This is a genomic window from Dactylosporangium salmoneum, from assembly GCF_039532525.1.
GTDB classification, from domain to species: Bacteria; Actinomycetota; Actinomycetes; order Mycobacteriales; family Micromonosporaceae; genus Dactylosporangium; species Dactylosporangium salmoneum.
The window spans coordinates 20,209-44,432 of sequence record NZ_BAAARV010000032.1; the positions used below are offsets into that span (position 1 = coordinate 20,209).

The 24,224-nt window shown below is 72.8% G+C and carries 23 protein-coding genes; 20 read left to right on the top strand and 3 right to left on the bottom strand.

From position 1 onward, the window contains the following. The first annotated feature begins 72 nt into the window (after window positions 1–72). A complete protein-coding gene (locus tag ABD352_RS21395) occupies window positions 73–1,284 on the top strand; it encodes a globin domain-containing protein (RefSeq protein ID WP_344614207.1) in 1,212 nt (403 codons plus the stop codon). Here the strand turns inward: ABD352_RS21395 and ABD352_RS21400 are convergent. Then, window positions 1,281–2,099, bottom strand: coding sequence for a hypothetical protein (locus ABD352_RS21400; RefSeq protein WP_344614208.1), 819 nt, complete (start codon window positions 2,097–2,099; stop codon window positions 1,281–1,283). The genes ABD352_RS21395 and ABD352_RS21400 overlap by 4 nt on opposite strands. Window positions 2,100–2,164: 65 nt before the next feature. Here ABD352_RS21400 and ABD352_RS21405 point away from each other — a divergent pair, with 65 nt between their 5' ends. The 10 genes from ABD352_RS21405 to ABD352_RS21450 all read left to right on the top strand — a co-directional run bounded on the left by ABD352_RS21405 (window position 2,165) and on the right by ABD352_RS21450 (window position 15,550). Further along, window positions 2,165–2,896 carry a beta-phosphoglucomutase family hydrolase gene (locus tag ABD352_RS21405; RefSeq protein ID WP_344614209.1) on the top strand — a complete coding sequence of 244 codons (732 nt, stop codon included), beginning with the start codon at window positions 2,165–2,167 and terminating at the stop codon, window positions 2,894–2,896. Then, window positions 2,893–5,238 carry a glycoside hydrolase family 65 protein gene (locus ABD352_RS21410; RefSeq protein ID WP_344614210.1) on the top strand — a complete coding sequence of 782 codons (2,346 nt, stop codon included), beginning with the start codon at window positions 2,893–2,895 and terminating at the stop codon, window positions 5,236–5,238. The genes ABD352_RS21405 and ABD352_RS21410 overlap by 4 nt, the downstream gene beginning before the upstream one ends. Before the next feature lie 15 nt (window positions 5,239–5,253). Continuing rightward, entirely contained in the window at window positions 5,254–7,230 is a 1,977-nt protein-coding gene (locus tag ABD352_RS21415) for a TIGR03960 family B12-binding radical SAM protein (protein WP_344614211.1), read from the top strand. Next, the gene (locus ABD352_RS21420; RefSeq protein WP_344614212.1) at window positions 7,223–8,047 is read left to right on the top strand and encodes a TIGR03936 family radical SAM-associated protein; all 825 of its coding nucleotides are present in this window, start codon (window positions 7,223–7,225) and stop codon (window positions 8,045–8,047) included. The genes ABD352_RS21415 and ABD352_RS21420 overlap by 8 nt, the downstream gene beginning before the upstream one ends. Before the next feature lie 172 nt (window positions 8,048–8,219). Further along, entirely contained in the window at window positions 8,220–10,973 is a 2,754-nt protein-coding gene (locus ABD352_RS21425) for an Rne/Rng family ribonuclease (RefSeq protein WP_344614213.1), read from the top strand. A gap of 133 nt (window positions 10,974–11,106) precedes the next feature. Beyond that, complete coding sequence (gene rplU / locus ABD352_RS21430; protein WP_344614214.1) at window positions 11,107–11,421, top strand: 50S ribosomal protein L21; 315 nt, start codon at window positions 11,107–11,109, stop codon at window positions 11,419–11,421. 11 nt (window positions 11,422–11,432) lie between these two features. Further along, window positions 11,433–11,690 carry a 50S ribosomal protein L27 gene (gene rpmA, locus ABD352_RS21435; protein WP_344614215.1) on the top strand — a complete coding sequence of 86 codons (258 nt, stop codon included), beginning with the start codon at window positions 11,433–11,435 and terminating at the stop codon, window positions 11,688–11,690. A 247-nt stretch (window positions 11,691–11,937) separates the two neighbouring features. Then, complete coding sequence (gene obgE, locus ABD352_RS21440; protein ID WP_344614216.1) at window positions 11,938–13,392, top strand: GTPase ObgE; 1,455 nt, start codon at window positions 11,938–11,940, stop codon at window positions 13,390–13,392. Between the two features lie 69 nt (window positions 13,393–13,461). Continuing rightward, the gene (locus ABD352_RS21445) at window positions 13,462–14,385 is read left to right on the top strand and encodes a GNAT family N-acetyltransferase (protein WP_344614217.1); all 924 of its coding nucleotides are present in this window, start codon (window positions 13,462–13,464) and stop codon (window positions 14,383–14,385) included. A gap of 16 nt (window positions 14,386–14,401) precedes the next feature. Continuing rightward, window positions 14,402–15,550 carry a hypothetical protein gene (locus tag ABD352_RS21450; RefSeq protein WP_344614218.1) on the top strand — a complete coding sequence of 383 codons (1,149 nt, stop codon included), beginning with the start codon at window positions 14,402–14,404 and terminating at the stop codon, window positions 15,548–15,550. Here ABD352_RS21450 and trpS read toward each other — a convergent pair. Further along, window positions 15,483–16,523 (bottom strand): tryptophan--tRNA ligase, encoded by a 1,041-nt coding sequence (trpS, locus tag ABD352_RS21455; RefSeq protein WP_344614219.1) that lies wholly within the window; start codon window positions 16,521–16,523, stop codon window positions 15,483–15,485. The two genes, ABD352_RS21450 and trpS, sit on opposite strands and share 68 nt — an antisense overlap. A 306-nt stretch (window positions 16,524–16,829) precedes the next feature. Between trpS and ABD352_RS21460 the strand changes: the two genes are divergently transcribed. Further along, complete coding sequence (locus ABD352_RS21460; protein WP_344614220.1) at window positions 16,830–17,000, top strand: hypothetical protein; 171 nt, start codon at window positions 16,830–16,832, stop codon at window positions 16,998–17,000. Next, window positions 16,997–17,545: a hypothetical protein gene (locus tag ABD352_RS21465; RefSeq protein WP_344614221.1), complete on the top strand. Its 549-nt coding sequence runs from the start codon at window positions 16,997–16,999 to the stop codon at window positions 17,543–17,545. The genes ABD352_RS21460 and ABD352_RS21465 overlap by 4 nt, the downstream gene beginning before the upstream one ends. 41 nt (window positions 17,546–17,586) lie before the next feature. On the opposite strand, the gene ABD352_RS21470 is transcribed toward ABD352_RS21465, so the two are convergent. Continuing rightward, window positions 17,587–17,805, bottom strand: coding sequence for a DUF397 domain-containing protein (locus ABD352_RS21470; RefSeq protein WP_344614222.1), 219 nt, complete (start codon window positions 17,803–17,805; stop codon window positions 17,587–17,589). Window positions 17,806–17,932: 127 nt separating this feature from the next. On the opposite strand from ABD352_RS21470, the gene nadD reads away from it, so the two are divergent. The 7 genes from nadD (at window position 17,933) to ABD352_RS21505 (ending at window position 24,131) form a co-directional block, all read left to right on the top strand. Then, entirely contained in the window at window positions 17,933–18,526 is a 594-nt protein-coding gene (gene nadD / locus ABD352_RS21475; RefSeq protein WP_344614294.1) for a nicotinate-nucleotide adenylyltransferase, read from the top strand. An 80-nt stretch (window positions 18,527–18,606) separates the two neighbouring features. Further along, window positions 18,607–18,990: a ribosome silencing factor gene (gene rsfS / locus ABD352_RS21480; RefSeq protein ID WP_344614223.1), complete on the top strand. Its 384-nt coding sequence runs from the start codon at window positions 18,607–18,609 to the stop codon at window positions 18,988–18,990. Between the two features lie 28 nt (window positions 18,991–19,018). Beyond that, window positions 19,019–19,618, top strand: a complete 600-nt coding sequence (locus ABD352_RS21485) for a histidine phosphatase family protein (protein WP_344614224.1) — start codon at window positions 19,019–19,021, stop codon at window positions 19,616–19,618. A 55-nt stretch (window positions 19,619–19,673) separates the two neighbouring features. Further along, the gene (locus tag ABD352_RS21490; protein WP_344614225.1) at window positions 19,674–20,045 is read left to right on the top strand and encodes a hypothetical protein; all 372 of its coding nucleotides are present in this window, start codon (window positions 19,674–19,676) and stop codon (window positions 20,043–20,045) included. A 34-nt stretch (window positions 20,046–20,079) separates the two neighbouring features. Next, complete coding sequence (locus ABD352_RS21495) at window positions 20,080–20,946, top strand: DegV family protein (protein WP_344614226.1); 867 nt, start codon at window positions 20,080–20,082, stop codon at window positions 20,944–20,946. Window positions 20,947–21,051: 105 nt separating this feature from the next. Further along, window positions 21,052–21,789 (top strand): ComEA family DNA-binding protein, encoded by a 738-nt coding sequence (locus ABD352_RS21500; protein WP_344614227.1) that lies wholly within the window; start codon window positions 21,052–21,054, stop codon window positions 21,787–21,789. Beyond that, on the top strand, window positions 21,786–24,131 hold the full coding sequence (locus ABD352_RS21505) for a ComEC/Rec2 family competence protein (protein ID WP_344614228.1): 2,346 nt from the start codon (window positions 21,786–21,788) through the stop codon (window positions 24,129–24,131). Before ABD352_RS21500 ends, ABD352_RS21505 begins: the two co-directional genes overlap by 4 nt. Window positions 24,132–24,224: the final 93 nt, after the last annotated feature.

Genomic DNA, 24,224 nt, shown 5'->3' on the forward strand with positions numbered 1-24,224 from the left:
CGTTTCTCGCGCCCGGCGCGATCACCCGGCGGCGGTGAGGGTGCCGCAGGCCGCGGCAGTAGCGTCAGATCCGTGCTGTCAGATCAGGCCCGCCAGGTCGTGGCGGCGACGTTGTCGGCCGTGACCGACAACATCCGGGCCATCGCCGACCGGTTCTACCAGCGGCTCTTCGCGGCGCACCCCGAGCTGATCGACGGCCTGTTCAACCGGGGCAACCAGGCCACCGGCGCGCAGCAGCAGGCCATCGCGGGCGCCGTGGTGGCCTTCGCGCGGGCCCAGGTGGAGTCGCCGGAGCACCCGCCGGAGCGGCTGCTGACGAGGATCGGGCACAAGCACGCCTCGCTCGGGGTCGAGCCCGGGATGTACGGCATCGTCCACGACAACCTGATGGCGGCGATCGCCGACGTGCTCGGCGACGCGGTGACGCCGCAGGTCGCGGCGGCCTGGGACGAGGTGTACTGGCTGCTGGCCCACGCGCTGATCAATATCGAGCGCGGGCTCTACAGCGGGCACGGGCTCACGCCCAGGACGGTGTGGCGGACGTGGGAGGTCGCGCGGCGGATCCCCGAGACCGACGACGTCGTCACGTTCGTCGTCCGCCGCGTCGATGACCGGCTGGTGCGCAGGTCGCTGCCCGGCCAGTACGTCACCGCGCTGATGCCGATGCCCGACGGCGTCCGGCAGCCGCGGCAATACAGCCTCAGCCGTGCCGACGACGGCCGGCACCGCCAGTTCTCGGTGAAGCGGATCCGCGGCGAGGGCGGGCCCGACGGCGAGGTGTCGACGCTGATGTGCCAGGACCTGCGCGTCGGCGACCGGGTGACGCTGTCGGCGCCCTACGGCGACGTCGTGCTCGACGACTCCGGCCGCCCGGTCGTGTTCGCGAGCGCCGGCATCGGGGTCACGCCGATGGCCGGGATGCTGTCCCACCTCGTCACCGCGGAGTCGGGCCTGCGGGTCATGGTGCTGCACGCCGACGTGGACGAGGAGTCGTTCCCGCTGCGCGGCCAGGTCGTCGCCGACATCGCGAAGCTGCCCGGCGCGACGCTGCACGTGTGGTACGAGCGGGGCGCCGACTCCGAGCTGGCGGTGGACGACGTGTTCGCGGGCCTGATGGACATCTCCCAGGTCCAGCTGCCGGACGACGCCCTCTACTACCTGTGCGGCCCGCTGCCGTTCATGCGGGACGTGCGCGGCGCCCTGATCGAGCGCGGCGTGGCGCCGAGCGACATCCAGTACGAGGTGTTCGGCCCGGACCTGTGGCAGGCGGACGTCGAGGACTAGCCGCGGGTCACGATCGCCGCGCGGATGCTCTGCATCGAGGTGGAGGCGGCCTCGACGGACTTGCCGGCGAAGACGGCGATCGCGATCACCCCGTGGTCGGCCCAGCCGCAGACGGTGGCGGCGCGGCCGTCGAGGCGGGACGCGGCGCAGCGCTGCTCGCCGCCGAGCAGGCCGGGGTCGACCTCGCGGACGTTCTGCACCTGGATCTTGGTGCCGAGCTTGCGCAGGCTGGCGTCGAGGTCCCGGGCCGGGTCGGTGATGAACCGGGTGACCCCGAAGACGAGGATCTTCGCGCGGCCGTCGGTCGTGTCCTGGTACGCCACCGTGAACCCCGACTCGTCGAGGTGGTCCGAGGTCAGCGACGTCTGCAGCTGCTCGGCCGTCTTCCTGCTCGCGGCGTCGTTGACCTTGGTCAGCCCGGCCACGCCGGCGTCGACGTTCACCGAGGCCGGGTACTGCACCCACCACGGCCGCGCCCACGCGTAGGAGCCGCCGCAGCAGCCCGCGCAGAGCAGGAACATGATCAGCAGTACCCAGGGCCACTTGCGCCGCCTGCGCTTCTGGAACTGCCACGGTGGCGGGATGGGGCCGGGACGGTAGCCGGGTGGCGGCTTTCCGTAGCCGGGCGGTGGGACGGGAACGTAGTCCACCCGCGCCGGCAGGTCGAGCGTGTGGGGCTGCACGGGCAGGTCGAGGGTGTCCTCCCACTGGCGGCGCCGGCGGGAACCGTCGGACGGCACGGAGGCCGAGCCGACCCAAGTGGGAGGGGAGGCCGGCTGCCGCTGGGTCGGCGACTCGTCCGGCGGTTGTGTCACAACTGAAGGCTAACGACCCCGTGCACGCCGCGCAGAGTTCGCGTTACGGCGATAACGTCGCAGGGGTGCTGGGTCTACCGGATCACGTGAGCGCGTGCCTGTTCGATCTCGACGGTGTGCTGACCCCTACGGCGGTCATCCACAACAAGGCCTGGACCGCGACGTTCGACGAGTTCCTGCGGGCCAGAGGCCTGCCGGGCTTCGACCCGGTCCACGACTACAACGACTACGTCGACGGCAAGCCCCGCGAGGCGGGTGTCCGCGACTTCCTGAGCTCCCGGGGCATCTCGCTGCCGGAGGGTACGGCGGACGACCCGCCGGACGCGCAGACCGTCAACGGGCTGGGCAACCGCAAGAACGTGCTCCTGCTGAAGCTGCTGGAGCAGGGCGGGCTGGAGCCGTACCCGTCGTCGGCGGAGTACCTGCGCCGGGCCAAGGAGGTGGGGCTGCGCCGGGCGGTGGTCAGCTCCAGCGCCAACACGCTGCAGGTCATCACCTCGACCGGGCTGGATCAGTACCTCGAGGCCCGGGTCGACGGGGTCACGATCCGCGAGCGCGGGCTCAAGGGCAAGCCGGCCCCCGACACCTTCCTCGAGGCGGCCCGCGAACTGGGCGTCGAGCCCGCCCGCGCGGCGGTCTTCGAGGACGCACTGGCCGGGGTCGCGGCGGGGCGGGCCGGCGGGTTCTTCGTGGTGGGCGTCGACCGGGTCGGCGGCGATCATGCCGAGGACCTGCGGCGCAGCGGCGCCGACGTGGTGGTACCGGATCTCGGACAGCTGTTGGAGGAGCGGTCGTGAGCACCTTCCCTGTAGAGCCGTGGGCCGTGCGCGAGACGCGGCTCGACCTCGACGCCCTCGGCCAGACCGAGTCGCTGTTCGCCCTGGCCAACGGGCACATCGGGCTGCGCGGCAACCTGGACGAGGGCGAGCCGTTCGGGCTGCCCGGCACCTACCTCAACTCCTTCTACGAGGAGCGACCGCTGCCGTACGCCGAGGCCGGCTACGGCTTCCCGGAGGAAGGGCAGACAATCGTCAACGTCACCAACGGCAAGGTCTTCCGGCTGCTGGTCGACGACGAGCCCTTCGACGTGCGCTACGGCAACCTGGTCTCCCACGAGCGGGTGCTCGACCTGCGGGCCGGCACCCTGCTGCGCGACGTGGAGTGGATCTCGCCGGCCGGGCAGCAGGTCAAGGTGCGCACGGTCCGGCTGGTCTCGCTCGAGCAGCGCTCGGTGGCCGCCTTCCTCTACGAGGTCGAGCCGGTCGACGCGCCGGCCCGGGTGATCGTGCAGTCCGAGCTGGTGGCCAACGAGGACGTGCCGGCGCCGAGCAAGGACCCGCGGGTCTCCGCCGCGCTCGGGCACGCGCTCGTTGCCGAGGGGCACTACGCCCGGGAGCTCAACGCGCAGCTGCTGCACCGGACCAACGCCAGCCTCCTGCGCCTCGGCGCCGAGATGGACCACGAGGTCGAGGCCCCGGTGCCGGTGCGCTCGCACACCGAGGCCACCGACGACTGGGCCCGCACCACGTTCGCCTGCGAGCTGCAGCCCGGGCAGCGGCTGCGGATCGTGAAGTACCTCGCCTACGGCTGGTCCAGCCAGCGCTCCCGGCAGGCGATCCGCGACCAGGTGCACGGCGCGATCGCAGGCGCCCGCCTCGGCGGCTGGGACGGGCTGGTCAAGGCCCAGCGGACGTACCTCGACCAGTTCTGGGCCCAGGCCGACGTCGAGGTCGACGGCGACGCCGAGATCCAGCAGGCGGTCCGCTTCGCGCTGTTCCACCTCATGCAGGCCGGCGCGCGGGCCGAAGCGCGGCCGATCGCGGCCAAGGGGCTCACCGGCCGCGGCTACGACGGGCACGTCTTCTGGGACACCGAGAGCTTCGTGCTGCCGGTGCTGACGTACACGCACCCCCAGGTCGCCCGGGACGGGCTGAGGTGGCGCCACGACACGCTGGACATGGCCCGGGACCGGGCCCGCCAGCTGGGGCTGAAGGGGGCCACCTTCCCCTGGCGCACGATCCGCGGGCAGGAGTGCTCGGCCTACTGGCCGGCCGGCACCGCGGGCTTCCACGTCAACGCCGACATCGCCGCCGCCGTGGTCCGCTACGTGCAGGCCACCGGGGACGCCGAGTTCGAGGCCGACTACGGGCTGGAGCTGCTGGTGGAGACCGCCCGGCTGTGGCGCTCGCTCGGCCACCACGACCGGCACGGGGTGTTCCACATCGACGGGGTGACCGGGCCCGACGAGTACAGCGCGATCGCGGACGACAACATCTATACGAACCTCATGGCGCAGCACAACCTGCGCTCGGCCGCGGACGCCGCGGAGCGGCACCCGGAGCGCTCCCGCACCTTCGGCATCGACGACGAGGAGATCTCCTCGTGGCGCGACGCGGCGGCGAACGTGCACCTGCCGTACGACCGCGAGCTGGGCGTCCACCAGCAGTCGGTCAACTTCACGCTGCACCAGGAGTGGGACTTCGACAACACGCCGCCGGAGGACTACCCGCTGCTGCTGCACTACCCGTACTTCGACCTGTACCGCCGCCAGGTGGTCAAGCAGGCCGACCTCATCCTGGCCATGCACTGGCGCGGCGACGCGTTCACGGCGGAGGAGAAGGGCCGCAACTTCCACTACTACGACGAGCGCACGGTCCGCGACTCCTCGCTGTCGGCGTGCACGCAGGCGGTGATGGCGGCCGAGGTCGGCCACACGGAGCTGGCCTACGACTACCTGGGCGAGGCGGCCTTCGTCGACCTGTACGACCTGCAGCACAACGCGGGCGACGGGGTGCACATGGCCTCGCTGGCCGGCACCTGGCTGGCCCTCGTGGCCGGCTTCGGCGGCATGCGGGACTACGGCGGCGAGCTGTCCTTCGTGCCGCGGCTGCCGGGCCAGCTCAACCGGCTGCAGTTCGCCCTCACGGTCCACGGCGACGTGCTGCGCGTCACGGTCGAGCACGGGCAGGCGACGTACCGGGTCGACCAGGGCGAGGTCGAGCTGCGCCACCACGGCGAGGAGGTCGTCGTGCGGGCCGGCGAGCCCGTCACGCTGCGCATTCCCCCGCCGCACCCGGCCACCCCACCCCCGGCGCAGCCCCGTGGGAGGGCGCCGCATCGTCGCAAGCGGGAGGGCTAGGTACCCTGGTTATCCGTGAGTGTGACGAGCGTCTTCCCGCAACTCGAGCGACTGCTGCCGCGGATCAGCAAGCCGATCCAGTACGTCGGCGGTGAGCTCGGCGCGGTAGTGAAGGACTGGGACGCCGCCACGGTGCGGTGGGCGCTGTCCTACCCGGACGCCTACGAGGTCGGCCTGCCCAACCAGGGCGTGCAGATCCTCTACGAGGTGCTCAACGAGCAGCCCGACGTGCTCGCCGAGCGCACCTACGCCGTGTGGCCCGACCTCGAGGCGCTCATGCGCGCCGAGGGCGTGCCGCAGTTCACGGTGGACGCGCACCGGCCGGTCGTCGCGTTCGACCTGTTCGGCGTCTCGTTCGCAACCGAGCTCGGCTACACCAACATGCTCACCATGCTCGACCTGGCCGGCATCCCGCTCGAGGCGCGCGAGCGGGACGAACGGCACCCGATCGTGGTCGCCGGCGGCCACGCGGCCTTCAACCCGGAGCCGATCGCCGACTTCATCGACGCCGCCGTGCTCGGCGACGGCGAGGAGGCGGTCCTGGAGATCACCGAGATCGTCCGCAAGTGGAAGGCCGAGGGAGCGCCCGGCGGACGCGACGAGCTGCTGCTGCGCCTGGCGCGGACCGAGTCGGTGTACGTGCCGCGCTTCTACGCCGTCGACTACCTGCCGGACGGGCGCATCCAGCGCGTCGTGCCGAACCGGGCCGACGTGCCCTTCCGCGTGCACAAGCGGACCACGATGGACCTTGACGCGTGGCCGTACCCGAAGAAGCCGCTGGTGCCGCTGGCCGAGACGGTCCACGAGCGCTACGCGGTCGAGATCTTCCGCGGCTGCACCCGGGGCTGCCGCTTCTGCCAGGCGGGGATGATCACGCGGCCGGTCCGCGAGCGCTCGATCACGACCGTGGGGCAGATGGTCAAGGAGGGGCTGGAGTTCTCCGGCTTCCACGAGGTGGGGCTGCTGTCGCTGTCCTCGGCGGACCACTCCGAGATCGGCGACATGTGCTCGGGGCTGGCGCAGCAGTACGAGGGGACCAACGTCTCGCTGTCGCTGCCCTCGACCCGGGTCGACGCGTTCAACGTGACGCTGGCCCAGGAGCTCTCCCGCAACGGCCGGCGCACCGGCCTCACCTTCGCGCCCGAGGGCGGCTCGGAGCGGATCCGCCAGGTGATCAACAAGATGGTCACCGAGGAGGACCTGATCCGCACGGTCGTCACGGCGTACACCAACGGCTGGCGCCAGGTGAAGCTGTACTTCATGTGCGGCCTGCCCACCGAGACCGACGACGACGTGCTGCAGATCGCCAAGCTTGCGCACGAGGTGATCCGGGCCGGCCGGTCCGCCACCGGGTCGCGGGACATCCGCTGCACGGTCTCCATCGGCGGCTTCGTGCCCAAGCCGCACACGCCCTTCCAGTGGGCGCCCATGGAGGAGCCGGAAGTCATCGACCGGCGGCTCAAGGCACTCAAGGACGCCATCAACGCCGACCGGTCGCTGGGCAAGGCGATCGGCTACCGGTACCACGACGGCGAGCCCTCACAGGTGGAGGGCCTGCTCAGCCGGGGCGACCGGCGCGTCGGCGCGGTGATCCGCCGGGTCTGGGAGCAGGGCGGCCGCTTCGACGGCTGGTCCGAGCACTTCTCCTTCGCCCGCTGGGTCGGCGCGGCGGCCGAGGTGCTGCCGGAGTTCGGCGTGGACCTGGCCTGGTTCACCACCCGGGAGCGCGAGCAGCACGAGGTCCTGCCCTGGGACCACCTGGACTCCGGGCTGGACAAGGACTGGCTCTGGCAGGACTGGCAGGACGCCCTGACCGGCTACGAGCAGGACGACTGCCGCTGGACGCCGTGCTTCGACTGCGGCGTCTGCCCGAGCCAGGACACCGAGATCCAGATCGGGCCCACGGGGCGCAAGCTCCTGCCGCTCACCCCCGTTGCCGGGCTGCGGGTGCCCAGTGCTTCTGCTGGAACTACCGAGGCGAACCATGGCTAAGCGTCAGCCCGAGAGCAACCAGGACCCCGTCGTCCAGCGGATCCGGCTGCGGTACGCCAAGCGGGGCCCCCTGCGGTTCACCTCCCACCGCGACTTCGCCCGGGCCTTCGAGCGGGCGCTGCTGCGGGCCAACGTGCCGATCGCGTACTCCCAGGGCTTCACCCCGCACCCGAAGGTCTCCTACGCCAGCGCCGCGCCGACGGGGGTGGCCAGCGAGGCGGAGTACCTGGAGATCGGCTTGCGGGCCGTCGTCGAGCCGGACCAGCTGCGGGTGGCGCTCGACGCCGCCCTCTCGCCCGGCCTCGACGTGCTCGAGGCGGTCGAGTCGCCGCTCAACGGCGGGGGCAGCCTCGCCGACCGGATCGACGCCTCGGCGTGGCGGATCGAGCTGCCCGGCGTGTCGGCACACGACGCCACGGTGGCCATCCGCGCGTTCCTCGACGCCCCCGAGGTGCTCGTCGAACGCCTCACCAAGCAGGGCCGGCGTACCTTCGACACGCGCGTAGCGGTGGTGTCGTTGGACTGCTCCGACCTTGAAGTTCTGTCGGATTCCGCTCCCGGTGACGTACCTTCCGAGGTCACTGACATACCGTGTGCGATACTCGACCTTGTCGTGCGGCAGGTAACCCCGACCGTGCGACCCGACGATGTGCTGTCCGGTCTGCGCGTTGTGGCCGACCTGGAGCCGCCGGTTCCGCCCCGTGCGACCCGACTGGCTCAGGGAGTGCTGACCGAGCAGGGTGAGCTCGTCGATCCGCTCGCCCAGTCCGGCGACGTGGATCGGCCGGCGGCAGTCGTGGGGACTTCGTCGCTGTAGACGACGGGTGACTCGCCAGGTGGCGGGCCGCCGGTCGCCGGGCGCGAGGTTGGCAGACTTTCGGCGGATCGTCCGCGTGAGCGGAAACCTCCGCCGGCACAACATATATGCGGTGCCCTCGTGTGGCTGCGTTGTGACGCGCCCGGGAGCGCCAGAACTGGAGAACGTCCGCATGTTCGACAACGAGTCGGCGAGCGGCGAGACCACCGGCGAGGAGCCGGTGGCTGTTGCCGCAGCCAGCGAAGAGACCACTACCCCCGTGCGTCGTACGCGGCGCCGGACCACGAAGGCCGCCGCCGAGCCGGCGGCGGAGCCCGAGGCTCCGCCCGCCGCGGAGGAGCCGGCTCCCGTCAAGGCGACCACGCGCCGTCGGCGGAAGGTGACGGCGAGCGAGGAGTCGGGCGAATCCGGCGAGTCCGGACAGCAGGCCCTGCCGATCGAGGAGCCACCACCGGCCCCGGTGAAGGCCACCCGCGCCCGGCGCAGTCGCGCCAAGGTCGTCGAGGAGCCCCCGGTCGTCGAGGAGCCTCCGGTCGAGGAGCCTTCCGCCGAGGAGCCGGAGCCCGTCGCCGTCGACGAGCTCCTGGCCGACGCGGAGGAGGAGACGCCCGAGGAGCTCGAGCCCCTGGCCGAGGTCGAGGAGCCGCCGCCGGCCCGCCGCGGGCGCCGCGCCCCCGCGCCGGTGCAGCTGCTGTTCATGTCGCCCAGCGAGCAGATCGTCGCCCTCGAGCCCGAGGAGCCCGCCGAGGAGGAGGAGCCGGCCGGTCGCCGGCGCCGCCGCCGCGGCCGGGCCGCCGCCGAGGACGTCTTCGTCGAGGCGACGGTCGAGGAGGCCGTCGAGGCGCCCGAAGAGGCCGAGGAGGCCGAGGAGGCCGAGGAAGGCGAGGAGGACGAGGACTTCGAGACCGCCGGGGGTCGCCGCCGGCGCCGTCGCGGCCGTCGCGGCCGGGGCCGCGGGCGCGGCACCGCCGGCGACGAGCTGGACGAGGAGGCCGCCGAGGCCGAGGGGGCCGACGAGGAGGCCGCCGCGGAGGAGGAGGCCGAGGCGTCCGCCGACGAGGACGGCGAGGACGAGGGCGAGGGCGAGGGGCTGACCCGCCGCCGGCGCCGCCGCCGGCGCAAGGGCGCGGCCGGCGACGCCGAAACGGGCGACGACCCGCACGTGGTCGTGAAGATCCGCGAGCCGCGCACCACCACCCGCGAGCGCGACGAGGTGCAGGGCGTCTCCGGCTCGACCCGGCTGGAGGCCAAGCGCCAGCGCCGCCGGGACGGCCGCGAGCAGCGCCGCACCCGTCCGCCGATCCTCAGCGAGTCCGAGTTCCTGGCCCGCCGCGAGGCCGTGGACCGCACCATGGTCATCCGGCAGAAGAACGACCGGACGCAGATCGCCGTGCTCGAGGACAAGGTGCTGGTCGAGCACTACGTCACCCGGGCCTCGTCGAGCTCCATGGTCGGCAACGTGTACCTCGGCCGGGTGCAGAACGTGCTGCCCAGCATGGAGGCGGCGTTCGTCGACATCGGCCGGGGCCGCAACGCGGTGCTCTACGCCGGCGAGGTCAACTGGGACGCCACCGGGCTCGAGGGGCGCACCCGCACCATCGAGCAGGCGCTCAAGTCCGGCGACTCGGTGCTCGTGCAGGTGACCAAGGACCCGATCGGCACCAAGGGCGCCCGCCTGACCAGCCACATCGCGCTGTCCGGGCGGCACCTGGTCTACGTGCCGCACGGCAACGCCTCCGGGATCAGCCGCAAGCTCTCCGACGTGGAGCGCAAGCGCCTGCGCGACGTGCTCAAGAACCTGGTCCCCGACGGCGCGGGCGTGATCGTGCGCACCGCGGCCGAGGGCGCCTCCGAGGACGACCTGGCCCGCGACGTCAAGCGGCTGCAGGCGCAGTGGGAGGCCATCCAGGAGAAGGCCGGCAGCAGCAGCGCGCCGGCCCTGCTCTACGAGGAGCCCGAGCTGGTCGTGCGGGTCGTGCGCGACCTGTTCAACGAGGACTTCCGCGACCTGGTGATCCAGGGCAACGACGCCTTCGAGTCGGTCGAGCCCTACCTGTCGCACGTCTCGCCGGACCTGGTGGAGCGGGTGCGCCGGTACACGGGCACGGGCGACGCCTTCGCGGACCTGCGCATCGACGAGCAGCTGATCAAGGCGCTGGACCGGCGGGTGTTCCTGCCCTCCGGCGGCAGCCTGGTCATCGACCGTACCGAGGCGATGACCGTGATCGACGTGAACACCGGCAAGTACACCGGCGCCGGCGGCAACCTCGAGGAGACGGTCACCCGCAACAACCTCGAGGCGGCCGAGGAGATCGTTCACCAGCTGCGGCTGCGCGACCTCGGCGGCATCATCGTCATCGACTTCATCGACATGGTCCTGGAGTCCAACCGCGAGCTGGTGCTGCGCCGGCTGACCGAGTGCCTGGGCCGGGACCGGACCAAGCACCAGGTCACCGAGATCACCTCGCTCGGCCTGGTCCAGATGACCCGCAAGCGGGTCGGCCAGGGCCTGCTGGAGGCCTTCAGCGAGACCTGCGAGGTGTGCAAGGGCCGCGGCCTGATCATCCACACCGAGCCGATCCCGGAGAAGCGTGGCGGCGGTGGCGGGGGCGGCGGTGGGCAGAACCACGCCGTGGCCAAGGTCGCCTCGGCCGCCGCGTCGCCCGGCGTGACCACGGGCGTGGAGGAGGCCGACGTGCCCGCCCCGCGCAGCCGCCGTCGCGGTCGTCGCGGCGCCACCGCGGTCGCCGAGGAGGAGACCACCGTCGAGGCCCCGCACGTGGTCGAGGACGTCCAGGAGGAGGCGGAGTTCACGCCGATCGCCTCCGAGGACGACCCGGACAACGTCGAGGACGACGAGGAGGAGACCGGTGGCGCCCGCCGCCGGACTCGCCGGGGTGGCGTTCGCCGCCGGACCCGGCCCTGATTTGGGGAGTACGCCAGCGATGGCGTACTCTCATCAAAGCGCACTTTCGTGTGCAGGGTCTTTGCGTGCTTTCTCCTGAGAGTGCGCGGCCCGGATCAGCCCGCCAGAGCTCTACGACAGGAGTCCGCGTCCTATGTACGCGATCGTCAAGACCGGCGGCAAGCAGTACAAGGTCGCCGAGGGCGATGTGATCGAGGTCGAGAAGCTCGTGGGCGAGCCGGGCGATGCGCTGACGCTCTCCGCGGTCCTGCTTGTCGACGGCGAGGATCTCATCACCGACGCGGCCAAGCTTGCCAGCGCCTCGGTGACCGCCGAGCTTGTCGCGCACACCAAGGGTCCGAAGATCCGGATCCACAAGTTCAAGAACAAGACCGGCTACCACAAGCGCCAGGGTCACCGTCAGCCGCTGACCCAGGTGAAGGTCACCGGCATCTCCACCGGGAAGTAGGGCTAAGCGCCATGGCACACAAAAAGGGTGCGTCCAGCTCGCGGAACGGGCGCGACTCCGCCGCCCAGCGGCTCGGCGTGAAGCGGTTCGGCGGCCAGCTGGTCAACGCCGGCGAGATCATCATCCGCCAGCGTGGGACCAAGTTCCACCCGGGCGACCTGGTCGGCCGCGGTGGCGACGACACGCTGTTCGCGCTCGCTCAGGGTCACGTGACCTTCGGCTTCAAGCGCGGCCGCAAGACCGTGAGCATCACTCCGGCCGAGGGCTGAGTTCGTTTCTTCGCGCGGCGGGCAGGGGGCATAACAGCCCCTCGCCCGCCGTTGCTGTGTTCCGGGGTTTTGGTTCTGACCGTGACCCACGTCGAAGCTGGCAGGGAGAAGCGCCAGCTTCGACCGCTTCGCCTAGTCTGGCTCGATTGGGCTTCGCTCGGATCGACCCAGACCAGGCGCTGACGGAACCAACGGTCGTCACCACGACGGACCGGAGCCATAAAACAGCTTTTGAAAGGTGTGCACCGTGACCTCGTTCGTTGACCGGGCCGTGCTGCACGTGAAGGCCGGCGACGGCGGTCACGGCTGCGTGTCCATCCACCGGGAGAAGTTCAAGCCGTTCGGCGGCCCCGACGGCGGCGACGGCGGCCACGGCGGCAGCGTCACGCTGGTCGTCGACGCCGGCGTGCACACCCTGCTGGACTTCCACTTCCACCCGCATCAGAAGGCGCGCAACGGCAACGGCGGGGCCGGCAACGACCGCGACGGGGCCAACGGCGAGACGCTCACGCTGCGGGTGCCCGACGGCACCGTGGTGCAGAGCATCGACGGCGACGTGCTGGCCGACCTCGTCGGCGTCGGCACCCAGTTCGAGCTGGCCCGCGGCGGACGCGGCGGGCGGGGCAACGCCTCCCTGGCCAGCACCCGCCGCAAGGCCCCCGGCTTCGCCGAGCTGGGCGAGCCGGGCGAGACGATCGACGTCGTCCTGGAGCTCAAGAGCGTCGCCGACGTCGGGCTGGTCGGCTTCCCGTCGGCCGGCAAGTCGTCGCTGATCGCGGCCATCTCCGCGGCCCGGCCGAAGATCGCCGACTACCCGTTCACCACCCTGGTGCCCAACCTCGGCGTGGTGCAGGCCGGCGAGGAGACCTTCACCGTCGCCGACGTGCCCGGGCTCATCCCCGGCGCGGCCACCGGCAAGGGCCTGGGCCTGGAGTTCCTGCGGCACATCGAGCGCACCGCCGTGCTCGCCCACGTGGTCGACACCGCGGCGCTGGAGACCGAGCGCGATCCGCTCTCCGACATCGACGCCATCGAGGCCGAGCTGGCCGCCTACGGCGGGCTGGAGGACCGGCCCCGGCTGGTGGTGCTCAACAAGATCGACGTGCCCGACGGGCGCGACCTCGCCGACATCGTCCGCCCCGAGCTCGAGGCCCGCGGCTACGCCGTGCACGTGGTCAGCGCGGTCACCCACGAGGGGCTGCGTGAGCTGGTGTTCGCCCTCGCCGACCTCGTCAAGCAGCACCGGGCGGCCGCGCCGCCGCCGGAGCGGACCCGGATCATCCTGCGCCCGGTCGCGGTCGACGACAGCGGCTTCGTCATCGAGCGTGACGCCGAGGGCGTGTACGTGGTCAAGGGCGGCGCCCCGGAGCGCTGGGTGCGCCAGACCAACTTCGACAACGACGAGGCCGTCGGGTATCTTGCCGACCGCCTCGCCCGGCTCGGCGTCGAGACGGCGCTGAAGAAGGCCGGCGCGCAACCCGGAGACCCGGTTCGCATTGGCGTCCGTGAATTCGATTGGCAGCCGAACCTGTTTGTCGAGGAGGAGTTCGTGCCCGGTAACCGGGGCACCGACTACCGCCTCGAAGACTCGTCCAAGCGGGTCGGGGCGGCCGAGCGCAAGGCCATGCGGGCGGCCCGCCGCCGGCCCTACGAGGAGCTGGAAGTTTCGCCCGGGGGCGACGACGAGGACGAGGATTTTTGATCCTCCGCGCAACGTGATTTACCAGTTCAGGGAAACATCGGGGAAATCGAGGGTGCGTACCGTCGTTCCATGTTGATCGAGCATCGTCCATCGGGCGACTCGGAGGTCATCGCGCTCGTGGTCGACCAGCAGGTCGAGCTGCGGGCGCGCGACGGTGGCCGGGACGGCCACGTGTACGCGGTCGACCCGGCCGCCCGGTATCTGGTCGCGGTCGTCGGCGGCGACGCCGTCGCCTGCGGCGCGCTGCTCGCGATCGACATCGACACGGCCGAGGTGACCCGGCTCTACGTGCGCCCGGCGCACCGCGGCCGGGGCATGGCCCGCCGCATGCTGGCCGCCCTCGAGGACCTCGCCGCCGCTCGCGGGCACCGCGTCGTGCGGCTCGAGGCCGGGGTGACCTCGCCCGAGGCGATCTCGCTGTTCCTCGCGGCGGGCTACCGGCCCATCCCGCGGTTCGGGGGATACGTGAAGCACGAGGCCAGCCGCTGCTTCGAGAAGCGCTTCGACGACGCCGGGCGGGAGACCCGGGTGGTCCGCCGCTCGCCGGCCGACCCGGCCGTGTCCGAGCTGGTCGCGCTCTCGGCTGCCGAGGCCGCCAACCGCTACGGCAGCCCCGCCGCGCGGCGCTTCCCGATCGACCCGCTGGCCAGGTTCGTGCTGGCCACGGTGGACGGGGTGGCGGCCGGCTGCGGCGCGATCCAGCCGCTGGACGACCAGACCGTCGAGGTCAAGCGGATGTACGTGCGGCCGGCCTACCGGGGCAACGGCCTGGCCCGGCGCATGCTCGCCGCGCTGGAGGACCTCGCCGCGGGCTCGCACTACCTGATGATCCGGCTGGAGACCGGGGCGCGGCAGCCCGAGTCGATCCGATTGTACGAATCCGCCGGTTACCGACCGATTCCGCCCTATGGACCGTACGTACACAGCCCGCTCAGCCTCTGTTACGAAAAACTCGTGATTGCACCCGAGGCCATCGCGTCCGAGCTCGCCTGAGGCTAGTGTCTGGTCGGTGGGCATCCTCGAGCGGCTGACCCGACCGGCCCGTTCACCACGGGAGCGCTTCGCCGACCAGGTGCTGGCCGAGCTGCGCAGACTCGGATTCCGGGACGCCGAATTCCGCCCGACCCAGTTCGCCATCGTGTGCGAATGCGGCCAGGACGCGTACAGCACATTGTTTCTTTCCAAGGCGTTTTCGCAGTACCAACGCAGTCCGGGCGATCGCAAGCAGTTCGTCCGGGAGTTCGTCGCGCACAGCCTCATCCCGCCGGCCCAGCCCGAGAGCTTCGCGGCCGCGCTGCCCGAGCTGCGGCTCGCCCTGCGCCACGCGGCCCGGGGCACCCGCACGCTGCGCAGGCCCGCCCTGCCGCACCTCGACGAGATCGTGCTCGTCGGCGAGATCCCGCTGGACATCGACAGCCCCGGCCGCTGGGGGGTGAGCCCGGAGGAGATCTTCGCCGCGGCACACCAGCGCACGCTGGCCCGCGCCGAGCTGCCTGCCTCGGCGGGCTTCTTCGGTCCATCGGTACTGCACGTGCCCGACTACGGCGGCGAGCACCTCGTCTCCTGGGTGCTCCTGGAGGGCTGGCTGGCCGAGCTCGACGAGCAGGTCGGCGGGCGGGCGGTGGCGTTCCTGCCCAGCACGCTCATGCTGCTGGTCTGCGCCGACGAGCCGCGGCTGGTCGAGCAGCTGTTCGAGCTGGCCGGGGACGAGTACGCGCGCACGCCGCGGCCGCTGTCGCCGATGGCGTACACGACCGACGACGACGGGCGCGTGGTGCCGTTCCTGCCGGCTCGGGGGCATCCGGCGTACCCGGCCGCGGCCCGGGCGGCCCGGCGGCTCGCGGTCGACGTCGCCGAGCACCAGCGGCGGACCCTGGGCGATCCGCGGCTGGCCGAGGCCACCCTCGCCGCCCGGCCGGACGGGTCGGCGTTCACGACGGCCACCTGGGCGGTCGGGACGCCGGCGCTGCTGCCCTCCGTGGATCTGGTGGGCGTGTCCGTGCCGGGCGAGCGGGTGTTCCACGTGCCGTGGGCGCTGCTGGTGGAGGCCGATCTGCTGTTCGAGGAGGTCTCCTACCGGCCGGCCCGCTTCAGTGCGGTTGCTGCGCCGTCTGCGGCCTCGCTGGGGTACCTGCGGGAGCGCGCCGTGCGGTGGTGAGGCCCATGGCCTCCTTGACGCGGTGCACGGTCTTTGCGGCCCTGTCCTGGGCCTGTTCGGCGCCATCGGCCAGGATCTGCCCGATCTCGTCCTCGGTGAGCTGGTTGTACCGCTGCTGCATGGGTTCGATGATGCTCAGGACGGCGTCCACCGCGGTGGACTTGAGGGCGCCGTACGTTTCGTGATGCTGGGCGATCTGCTCGGGCTTGCCGCCCGTGCATGCCGAGATCAAATCGATCAGGTTGGCCACGCCCGGCTTGTGCTCGGGGTCGTAGGCGACCTCGGTGCCGCCGTCCGTCACCGCCCGCATGATCTTGCGGCGCAGGACGTCGGGCGGGTCGAGCAGGAACAGCACGCCGTTGGACCTCGCGTTGGTCTTGCCCATCTTGGCTGTCGGGTCGGCGAGGTCGGCCAGGCGGGCCGCGATCGGCGGGTGGACGGCCCGGGGGACGGTCAGCGCCGGGCCGTAGCGCTCGTTGAAGCGCATGGCGATGTCCCGGGCCAGCTCGACGTGCTGGCGCTGGTCGCGCCCGACCGGCACCTCCTCGATGTCGTGCAGCAGGATGTCGGCGGCCATGAGGACCGGGTAGGTGAGCAGGGACAGGCGCGTGCCGGAGCCGCCGCCCTTCTCCTTGAACTGGACCATCCGGTGCGCCTCGCCGTAGCTCGCGACGCACTCGAGCAGGTAGTGCAGCTCGGCATGGGCGGGCAGGTCGGACTGGCGGTAGAGGAGCGTGCGGCGCGGGTCCAGGCCGGCGGCCACCAGCAGGCCGGCGACCTGCAGGGACAGCTCGCGCAGCCGCTCCGGGTCGTGGGGCACGGTCAAGGCGTGGAGGTCGGCGACGAAGGCGATCGTGGGGTGGGCGTGCTGGCCCTCGACCGTCGGGCGGATCGCGCCGACGTAGTTGCCGAGCTGCAGCGGGCCGGTGGGCTTGAAGCCCGAGATGCGGCGGTTGGACAGGCTGTTGGACATGGCGCTCGCTCCTGTTCGGATTCGGGCCCGAGCCGAGCGTGCGCGCATACGAAGCGACCGCCCGGATCGGGCGGCCGTGGTGATATGTGGGGATATCGCGGTGCGCGAAGGATGGCCGCCCCTATGGGGCGCGCCAGCTCTGTCGATACGCGGGGCACTGCGACATGTATCCGAGGTTAGCACCCCGGACGGCTGCGTCGGATGCATCGATATCGGGCAGCGACGGGGGCTCCCGGCTGGCCCCTCCCAAGCGGCGTTTTCTGGTGTTCGCTGGAGCGGCGGGAAGGGATCACGGGGGGAGGACCTGTGCATCGGTACATCGACGAGGACCGGGCCTGGCTGCGGCTGGAGTGCCCGGTGTGCCGGGGCTGGCTGGGGGTGCCGGCCAACGTGCCGCGCGGCCTCACGGCGCAGCGGGTGGCGCGGCGGATCGACGCGTTCGCGCAGCGGCACCGGGCCTGCGGGGGGCTGCGATGACGCGGCTGCGGCAGTTCCGGCTGATGGTCGCGGGCGGGCTGCCCGACGCGGCGGCGGACGCGCTCTTCGACCGGGCGGACGATCTGTGTGTGGAGGTCGGCACCGTCCCGGCGGCGCCTGAGTTCGACGGGCTGCCGTGCGCGCTACCGGCCGCGGACGGGGCCGTCGCCTGGGTGGCCTTCGACCGGATGGCGCCCGGGCTGCTGGACGCGGTCGTGTCGGCGGTCCGCGACCTCGACGCGGCGGGCCTGGGGGCCGCGGCGGCGGTCGCCGACGACTCGCTGGTCACCGTGGAGACGGTGGCGGAGCGGCTCGGGCGGCCGGCGGAGGTGGTGCGGGCCTGGCCGCTGCCGGGCGTTGTGTTCGCGCACCCACGGCGGCCGGTCTACGACTGGGCCGAGGTGGCCGAGTTCCTGGCGGGGCGGGCCGGATACCGGCCGCCGGACGAGGAGCCGACGTTCACGGCGGTGACACTGCTGCTGCAGGTGCGCGCGCTCGCGCCGCGCCTGGAGCGGATGGGGCCGCTCCGGACGCTGCTGCTCTGAGCCGCCGTCGCCGCGGGCCGGTGGGCCGCCCCGGGCGGGTGTCAGACGTCGAACTCGCCGTCCTTGGCGCCCGCCACGAAGGCGTCCCACTCGGCCTGGGTGAAGACCAGGATGGGGCTGTCCGGGTCGGCGCCGTTGCGCAGGCCGATGAGATCGTCGACGAACGCGACCTCGACCCGGCTGCCGTGGCTTTCGCCCGGTGCGGACTTCCACACGGCGCGGGAGCTGTCGAAGTCGCCTTTCGGATGGGGCAGCGTCATGGGCGCCACCGTACCGCCGCGGGTGGCCCCGCGCGCCGCGCCTCGCCCGGATCGGGTGACGGCCGGATGTGTCCGGGGTGACGATCGGCACGACGGCAAATGGCCGTTCGATCATTACGATGCGGTGATGCGCGTGGGCATCATGGGCGGCACCTTTGACCCGATCCACCATGGACACCTGGTGGCGGCCAGCGAGGTCGCGGACCGGTTCGGGCTGGACGAGGTGGTGTTCGTGCCGACCGGTCAGCCCTGGCAGAAGAGCGAGTTCGCGGTGAGCCCGGCCGAGGACCGGTACCTCATGACCGTCATCGCCACCGCCTCCAACCCCCGCTTCACGGTCAGCCGCGTCGACATCGACCGGGGCGGGCCGACGTACACGGTGGACACGCTGCGGGATCTGCGGGACGCGTACGGCAGCGATGCCGAGCTGTTCTTCATCACCGGCGCAGACGCGCTCGGCAAGATCCTCTCGTGGAAGGACGCCGCCGATCTCTTCGAGCTGGCGCACTTCGTGGCCGTGACGCGGCCCGGCTTCGAGCTGAGCGCGTCGCACCTGCCGGACGACACGGTCAGCCTGGTGCAGGTGCCGGCCATGGCGATCTCGTCCACCGACTGCCGGCGGCGCGTGGAGGAGGGCAAGCCGGTCTGGTATTTGGTGCCGGATGGCGTTGTGCAGTACATCGCAAAGCGCGGTTTGTACCGAAAAGTCGGCAACAACTGATGCGCAAAATGTCGTACCCGCGTGAGAGGCTGGAACGAGCCCGGTGAGGTCGGCCGGGATCGTTCGACGAAGGGAGACCGGTGCCCGCCACTGAGCGTGCCCGCGAGCTGGCGCTCACCGCCGCGCAGGCGGCCGCCGACAAGAAGGCCGAAGACATCGTCATTCTCGACGTGGCCGATCAGCTTGTCATCACCGACGCGTTCCTGCTCGCCTCGGCGCCCAACGAGCGGCAGGTCCTGTCGATCGTCGACGCGATCGAGGAGCGGCTGGTGCAGCTGCCGGAGAAGGCCAAGCCGGTGCGCCGCGAGGGCGAGCGCGGCGGTCGGTGGGTGCTGCTGGACTACGTCGACATCGTGGTCCACGTGCAGCACACCGAGGAGCGGGAGTTCTACGCGCTCGATCGGCTGTGGAAGGACTGCCCGCAGATCGAGTTCGTGGACCGCGACCTGCCGGCTTCCGCCTGATCCGGGACCTGTCGATGGAGGGCCTCGTATGACGCTGCTCGTGCTCTGGCGGCACGGCCAGACCGAGTGGAACGCCGCGCACAGGATCCAAGGTCAGACCGACACCCCGCTGTCCGCGGTGGGGATGGCGCAGGCCATGGAGAGCGCGCCGCGGCTGCTCGCACTGAAGCCCACCGTGTTGATCGCCAGCGACCTCACCCGGGCGGCGACCACGGCCCGGGCTCTGGTCGACGTGTCCGGACTGCCGGTGACCTACGACCCGCGGCTGCGCGAGCGCAGCTTCGGGGAGTGGGAGGGGCACACCCACGCCGAGGCGACCGAGCGCTGGCCGGAGTCGTTCGCCCGCTGGCGGCGCGGCGAGGAGGTCGACGACGCTGGGGTCGAGGAGATCGACTCGGTGGCCAAGCGGATGCACGCGGCCCTGCAGGAGGCGGTCGACGGCGCCGAGCCCGACGCCGTGATCGTGGCGGCCACCCACGGGGCGGCCGCCCGGTTCGCCACCGTCCGGCTGCTCGGCTGGCCGATGGCGCTGGCCCCGACGCTCGGCGCGCTGCGCAACTGCCACGCCACCCACCTGCGGCGCGACCCGCTGCGCGGCTGGATGCTCGAGGCCCACAACGTTGCGTAGCGGTCTCGTTGCATTCGTCGCGGAACCGTGGCCGGGCGACTAACGTCAAACGGTCATGAGACTTCGCATCGCCACGTTGGTCGTGCTCGCGGCGCTGGGCGGTTGTGCCTCTCACGACGGGTCCTCGCCGGCCCTGGCCCCGCCCTCGGTCGTGCCGTCCTCGCCGGAGGCCTCCTCGACCGCGCCAACGGCGGCAGCCCCGCCGCCCGCCGGCTCGGTGATTTCGGTCCGGGGGACGCTGAAGGACGGGGTGGAGCCCGGGTGCGTGCTGCTGGCCACCGACGCCAAGACCTACCTGCTGATCGGCGGGGACCGGGCGGCGATGAAGAGTGGTCAGCAGGTCACCGTGTACGGCACGCCCCAGCCGGACCTCATGACGACCTGCCAGCAGGGCACGCCGTTCAAGGTCACGAAGATCGAGCCCTGAGCGCCGCCGGGCCGGAATCGGCTACGGTGCGGTCATGACCGTTGCCGTGGTCACTGACTCGACCGCGTACCTTCCGCCGCTGCCCATCGCCGCCTCGCCCGCCGCGCGGCTCAATGTCGTGCCGCTCGCCGTTGTCGTCAACGGCGTGCCGGGGCTGGAGACCGTCGACGTCGACTCGGCCACGGTCGCCGACGCCCTCAACGCCCGGCGGGTCGCCGTGACCACGTCGCGTCCCTCGCCTGAGGCGTTTTCCCAGGTGTACCGCGAATTGCTCGACTCCGGCGCGGACTCCGTCCTGTCGGTGCACCTGTCGGCGCGGCTCTCGGGCACGTACGACGCGGCGGTGCTGGCGGCCGAGGAGTTCGGCGACCGGGTCGCGGTCATCGACACCCAGTCGACCGGGATGGGGCTCGGCTTCCCGGCCCTGGCCGCCGCCGAGGCCGCGGCCGCCGGGGGCTCGCTCGCGCAGGTGCGGCAGGCGGCGGTCGACGCGGCCGCCCGGACCACGACCCTGTTCTACGTCGACACGCTGGAGTTCCTGCGGCGCGGCGGGCGGATCGGGGCGGCGGCCGCGCTGCTGGGCACCGCGCTGTCGGTGAAGCCGATCCTGCACACCACCGACCAGGGGGTGGTGGTGCGGGAGAAGGTCCGCACGGCCGGCCGCGCGCTGGCCCGGCTGGTCGACATCGCCGTGGAGGTGTCCGGCGACGGGGACGTCGACGTCGCCGTGCACCATCTGGCCGCGCCGGACCGGGCCGACGCGTTGCTCACGACGCTGAAGGAGCGGCTCGGGGAGCGGCTGCGGGCGGCGTACCTCACCGAGGTCGGCGCCGTGGTCGGCGCGCACGTCGGGCCGGGGATGGTGGCCGTGGTGGTGCACCGGGCCGCGGCCGCCGCATAGCAGATCAACTGCCGTTCCGGCGGTTATCCACAAGGGGTCGGTTATCCACAGATCCGGGGGTCGAGGCCCGCGAGGGGCGGGCGTTCCGGCCTAACCTGCCGGGTCATGTGGCGCACTGACGAACATGATGACGATGTCCCCCGGGTCACGCCCTTGTCCTCGGAACTCCCGGACACGGGCGACGAGTACGCATGGGACGGCGCGTTCCGAAGATCGAGACGCCCGGCGCTGCCGGACGAACAGCCGCGGGCCGGGTTCTCGGCGTTCGATCCGGGGCGGCGCGGGGTGCGGGTGCTGCTCGTGGTCGCCGGGCTCGTGGTGTGCATCTCGGCCGGGATCGTGTGGTGGTCGCGGCCCCGGGTGACGGCGGCGCCGCAGGTGAGCGCGGCCCCGGCGGCCGCGGGCTCGCCAAGCCCGGCGGCGCTGCTGGTCGTCTCCGTCACGGGCCGCGTGCAGCACCCGGGGCTGGTGCGGCTACCGGCCGGATCGAGGGTGGCGGACGCGATCGAGGCGGCCGGCGGGGTGCTGCCCGGCGTCGATCTCACCGGCGTCAACCTCGCCCGCAAGGTCGTCGACGGCGAGATGATCGCGATCGGCGTGACCCCGCCGCCGGGGGCGGTCGCCGGCAACCCGGGCGCCGGCCCCGCCGGCGGCCCGGTCAACCTCAACACCGCGACGCCCGCCGAGCTGCAGTCCCTGCCCGGGATCGGGGAGGTGCTGGCGCAGCGGATCGTGGAGTACCGCGAGGCCCACGGCGGCTTCCGGGCGGTGAGCGACCTGCGGCAGGTCGAGGGGATCGGCGACGCCAAGTACCAGCAGCTCAAGGGCCGCGTGACGGTATGAGCGCGGACATGCGACTGGCCGGTGCCGCCCTGGGCTGCTGGTCCGCGGCCATCGGCGCGCTCCTCGTCCCGGCCGGCGCCGGCTGGGCCGTCGCGGGATCGGCCCTGCTGATCGCCGTCACGTGGCCCATCCTGGCCGGCCGGCGCCCGGTCCGAGCCACGCGATTCCTGGCCGGCCGGCGTCCGGTCCGGGCCACGCGATGGGTCGTCGCGGCGGTCGCGGCCGGGGTGGCGTGCGGCGCCGCGGCCACGGCGGCGCGGGTCGGGGAGCGCGACGCCGAACCCTTGCGGGGCCTGGCGGCGCGCCATGCGGAGGTGACGGTCGAGGTGCGGATCACCGACGACCCCCGGCTCGGGCGGGGCCGCGTGGGGCGGGACGCCACCGTCGTCGTGCCGGCGCGGCTGGAGTGGGTCGCGACCGGGGACGGGCGGCGGATCGCCGTGGGCGCCCGGGTGCTGGTGCTCGGGGCCGACCGCGGGTGGCTCGGGCTCCTGCCGGGCCAGCGGGCCGAGGCCGAGGGGCGGCTCGCGCCCGCCGGGGGAGGCGACCTGCGGGCGGCGCTCGTCTCGGCGCCGGGGAGGCCCCGGCCGATCGGGGCGGCGCCGTACCTGCAGCGGGCCGCCGGAGTGCTCCGGGCCGGTCTGCAGCGGGCCTGCGCGGGGCTGCCGGCCGAGCCGGGCGGGCTGCTGCCGGGCCTGGTCGTCGGGGACACCAGCCGGCTCGATCCCGCGCTCGCGGACGACTTCAAGACGACCGGGCTGACGCATCTCACAGCCGTGTCCGGCGCCAACCTCGCGATCGTGGTCGGGCTGGTGCTCGCGGTCGCGCGGTGGGCCCGGGCCGGGCCGCGGGTGGCGGCCGTCGTGTGCGTCGTCGCGCTGGCCGGCTTCGTGGTGCTGGTGCGTCCCTCGCCCAGCGTGCTGCGGGCCGCCGCGATGGGTGGGCTGGCCCTCGTCGCGCTGGCGCTCGGGCGGCCGCGGGCGGCGGTGCCGTCGCTGGCGGCCGGGGTGCTCGGGCTGGTGGTCGTCGATCCGGAGCTCTCCGTCGACGCCGGGTTCGCGCTGTCGGTGCTCGCCACCGGCGGGCTGGTGCTGATCGCGCCCCGGTGGCGGGAGGCGCTGCAGGCCCGGGGCTGGCCGCGGGTGGCCGCCGAGGCGCTCGCGGTGCCGGCCGCGGCCCAGGCCGCCTGCGGGCCCGTCATCGCCGCGATCTCCGGCGGGGTCGGCCTGGCCACCGTCCCGGCCAACCTCCTCGCGGAGCCCGCGGTCGCGCCGGCCACGATCCTGGGGCTCTTCTCGGCGGTACTGTCGCCGCTCGCCCCCACCGCGGCCGCCTTCGCCGCCTGGCTTGCGTCGTGGCCGGCCCGCTGGCTGGTGCTCATCGCGCACCGGGGCGCGGACGTGCCGGCCGGGGTGCTGCCGTGGCCCTCCGGCACGGCGGGCGGGCTGCTGCTCGCGCTGCTGGTGACGGCGCTGCTGGTGGGGTTTCGCTTCCCGGCGGTACGGCGGGCGGTCCTCGTCACCGCCGTCGCCGCCGTGCTCGGGGCGGTGCCGGTGCGCCTGCTCGCGGCGGGCTGGCCGCCGCCGGGCTGGCTGATCGTGGCCTGCGACGTGGGCCAGGGCGACGCGCTCGCCCTGGCGGCCGGCCCGGGCGCCGCGGTGGTCGTCGACGCGGGCCCGGACCCGGAGCCGGTCGACGGCTGCCTGCGTCGCCTCGGCGTGCGTCGCGTCCCGCTGCTCGTCCTGAGCCACTTCCACGCCGACCACGTGGGCGGCCTCGACGGCGTGCTGCGCGGGCGCACCGTCGGCGGCCTGCTCGCGCCGGACTTCGCCGAGCCGGTCGCGGCGCGGGCCGCGGTCCTCGCGCACGGCCTGCCCCGCGTGGCCGGCCCGCCGGGGGCGGCGCTGGACGTGGGCGGGGTGCACCTGGTGGTGCTCGGCCCGGTGCGTCCGCTGACCGGCACCCGTTCGGATCCGAACAACAACTCGCTGGTGCTGGCGGTGACGACCGGCGGGGTGCGGCTGCTGCTGACCGGCGACGCGGAGACGGAGGAGCAGCTCAGCCTGCTCGCGGCGGACGATCCGGGTGCGCTGCGGGCCGACGTCCTGAAGGTCGCCCATCACGGCTCGCCGTATCAGGATGAGGGCTTCCTGGAGGCCGTCGCGCCGCGGATCGCGCTGGTCAGCGTGGGGGCCGGCAACGACTACGGGCACCCGAGCCCGGTACTGATGGCTCGGCTCGTGCGGGGCGGGGCGCAGGTGTTGCGTACCGATGAGCACGGAGACCTTGCGGTGCTGCGGGACGGGGACGGCCGGCTGGCGGTGTCAGTGCGCAGAGAGTAAGCGTTCGACGGGATATGTCCGCCACGTCGTGACGGACATATCCGACTTTTCGGGTATCGCCGTCTCACCGAATGGTGCGGACGTTGCTCGATG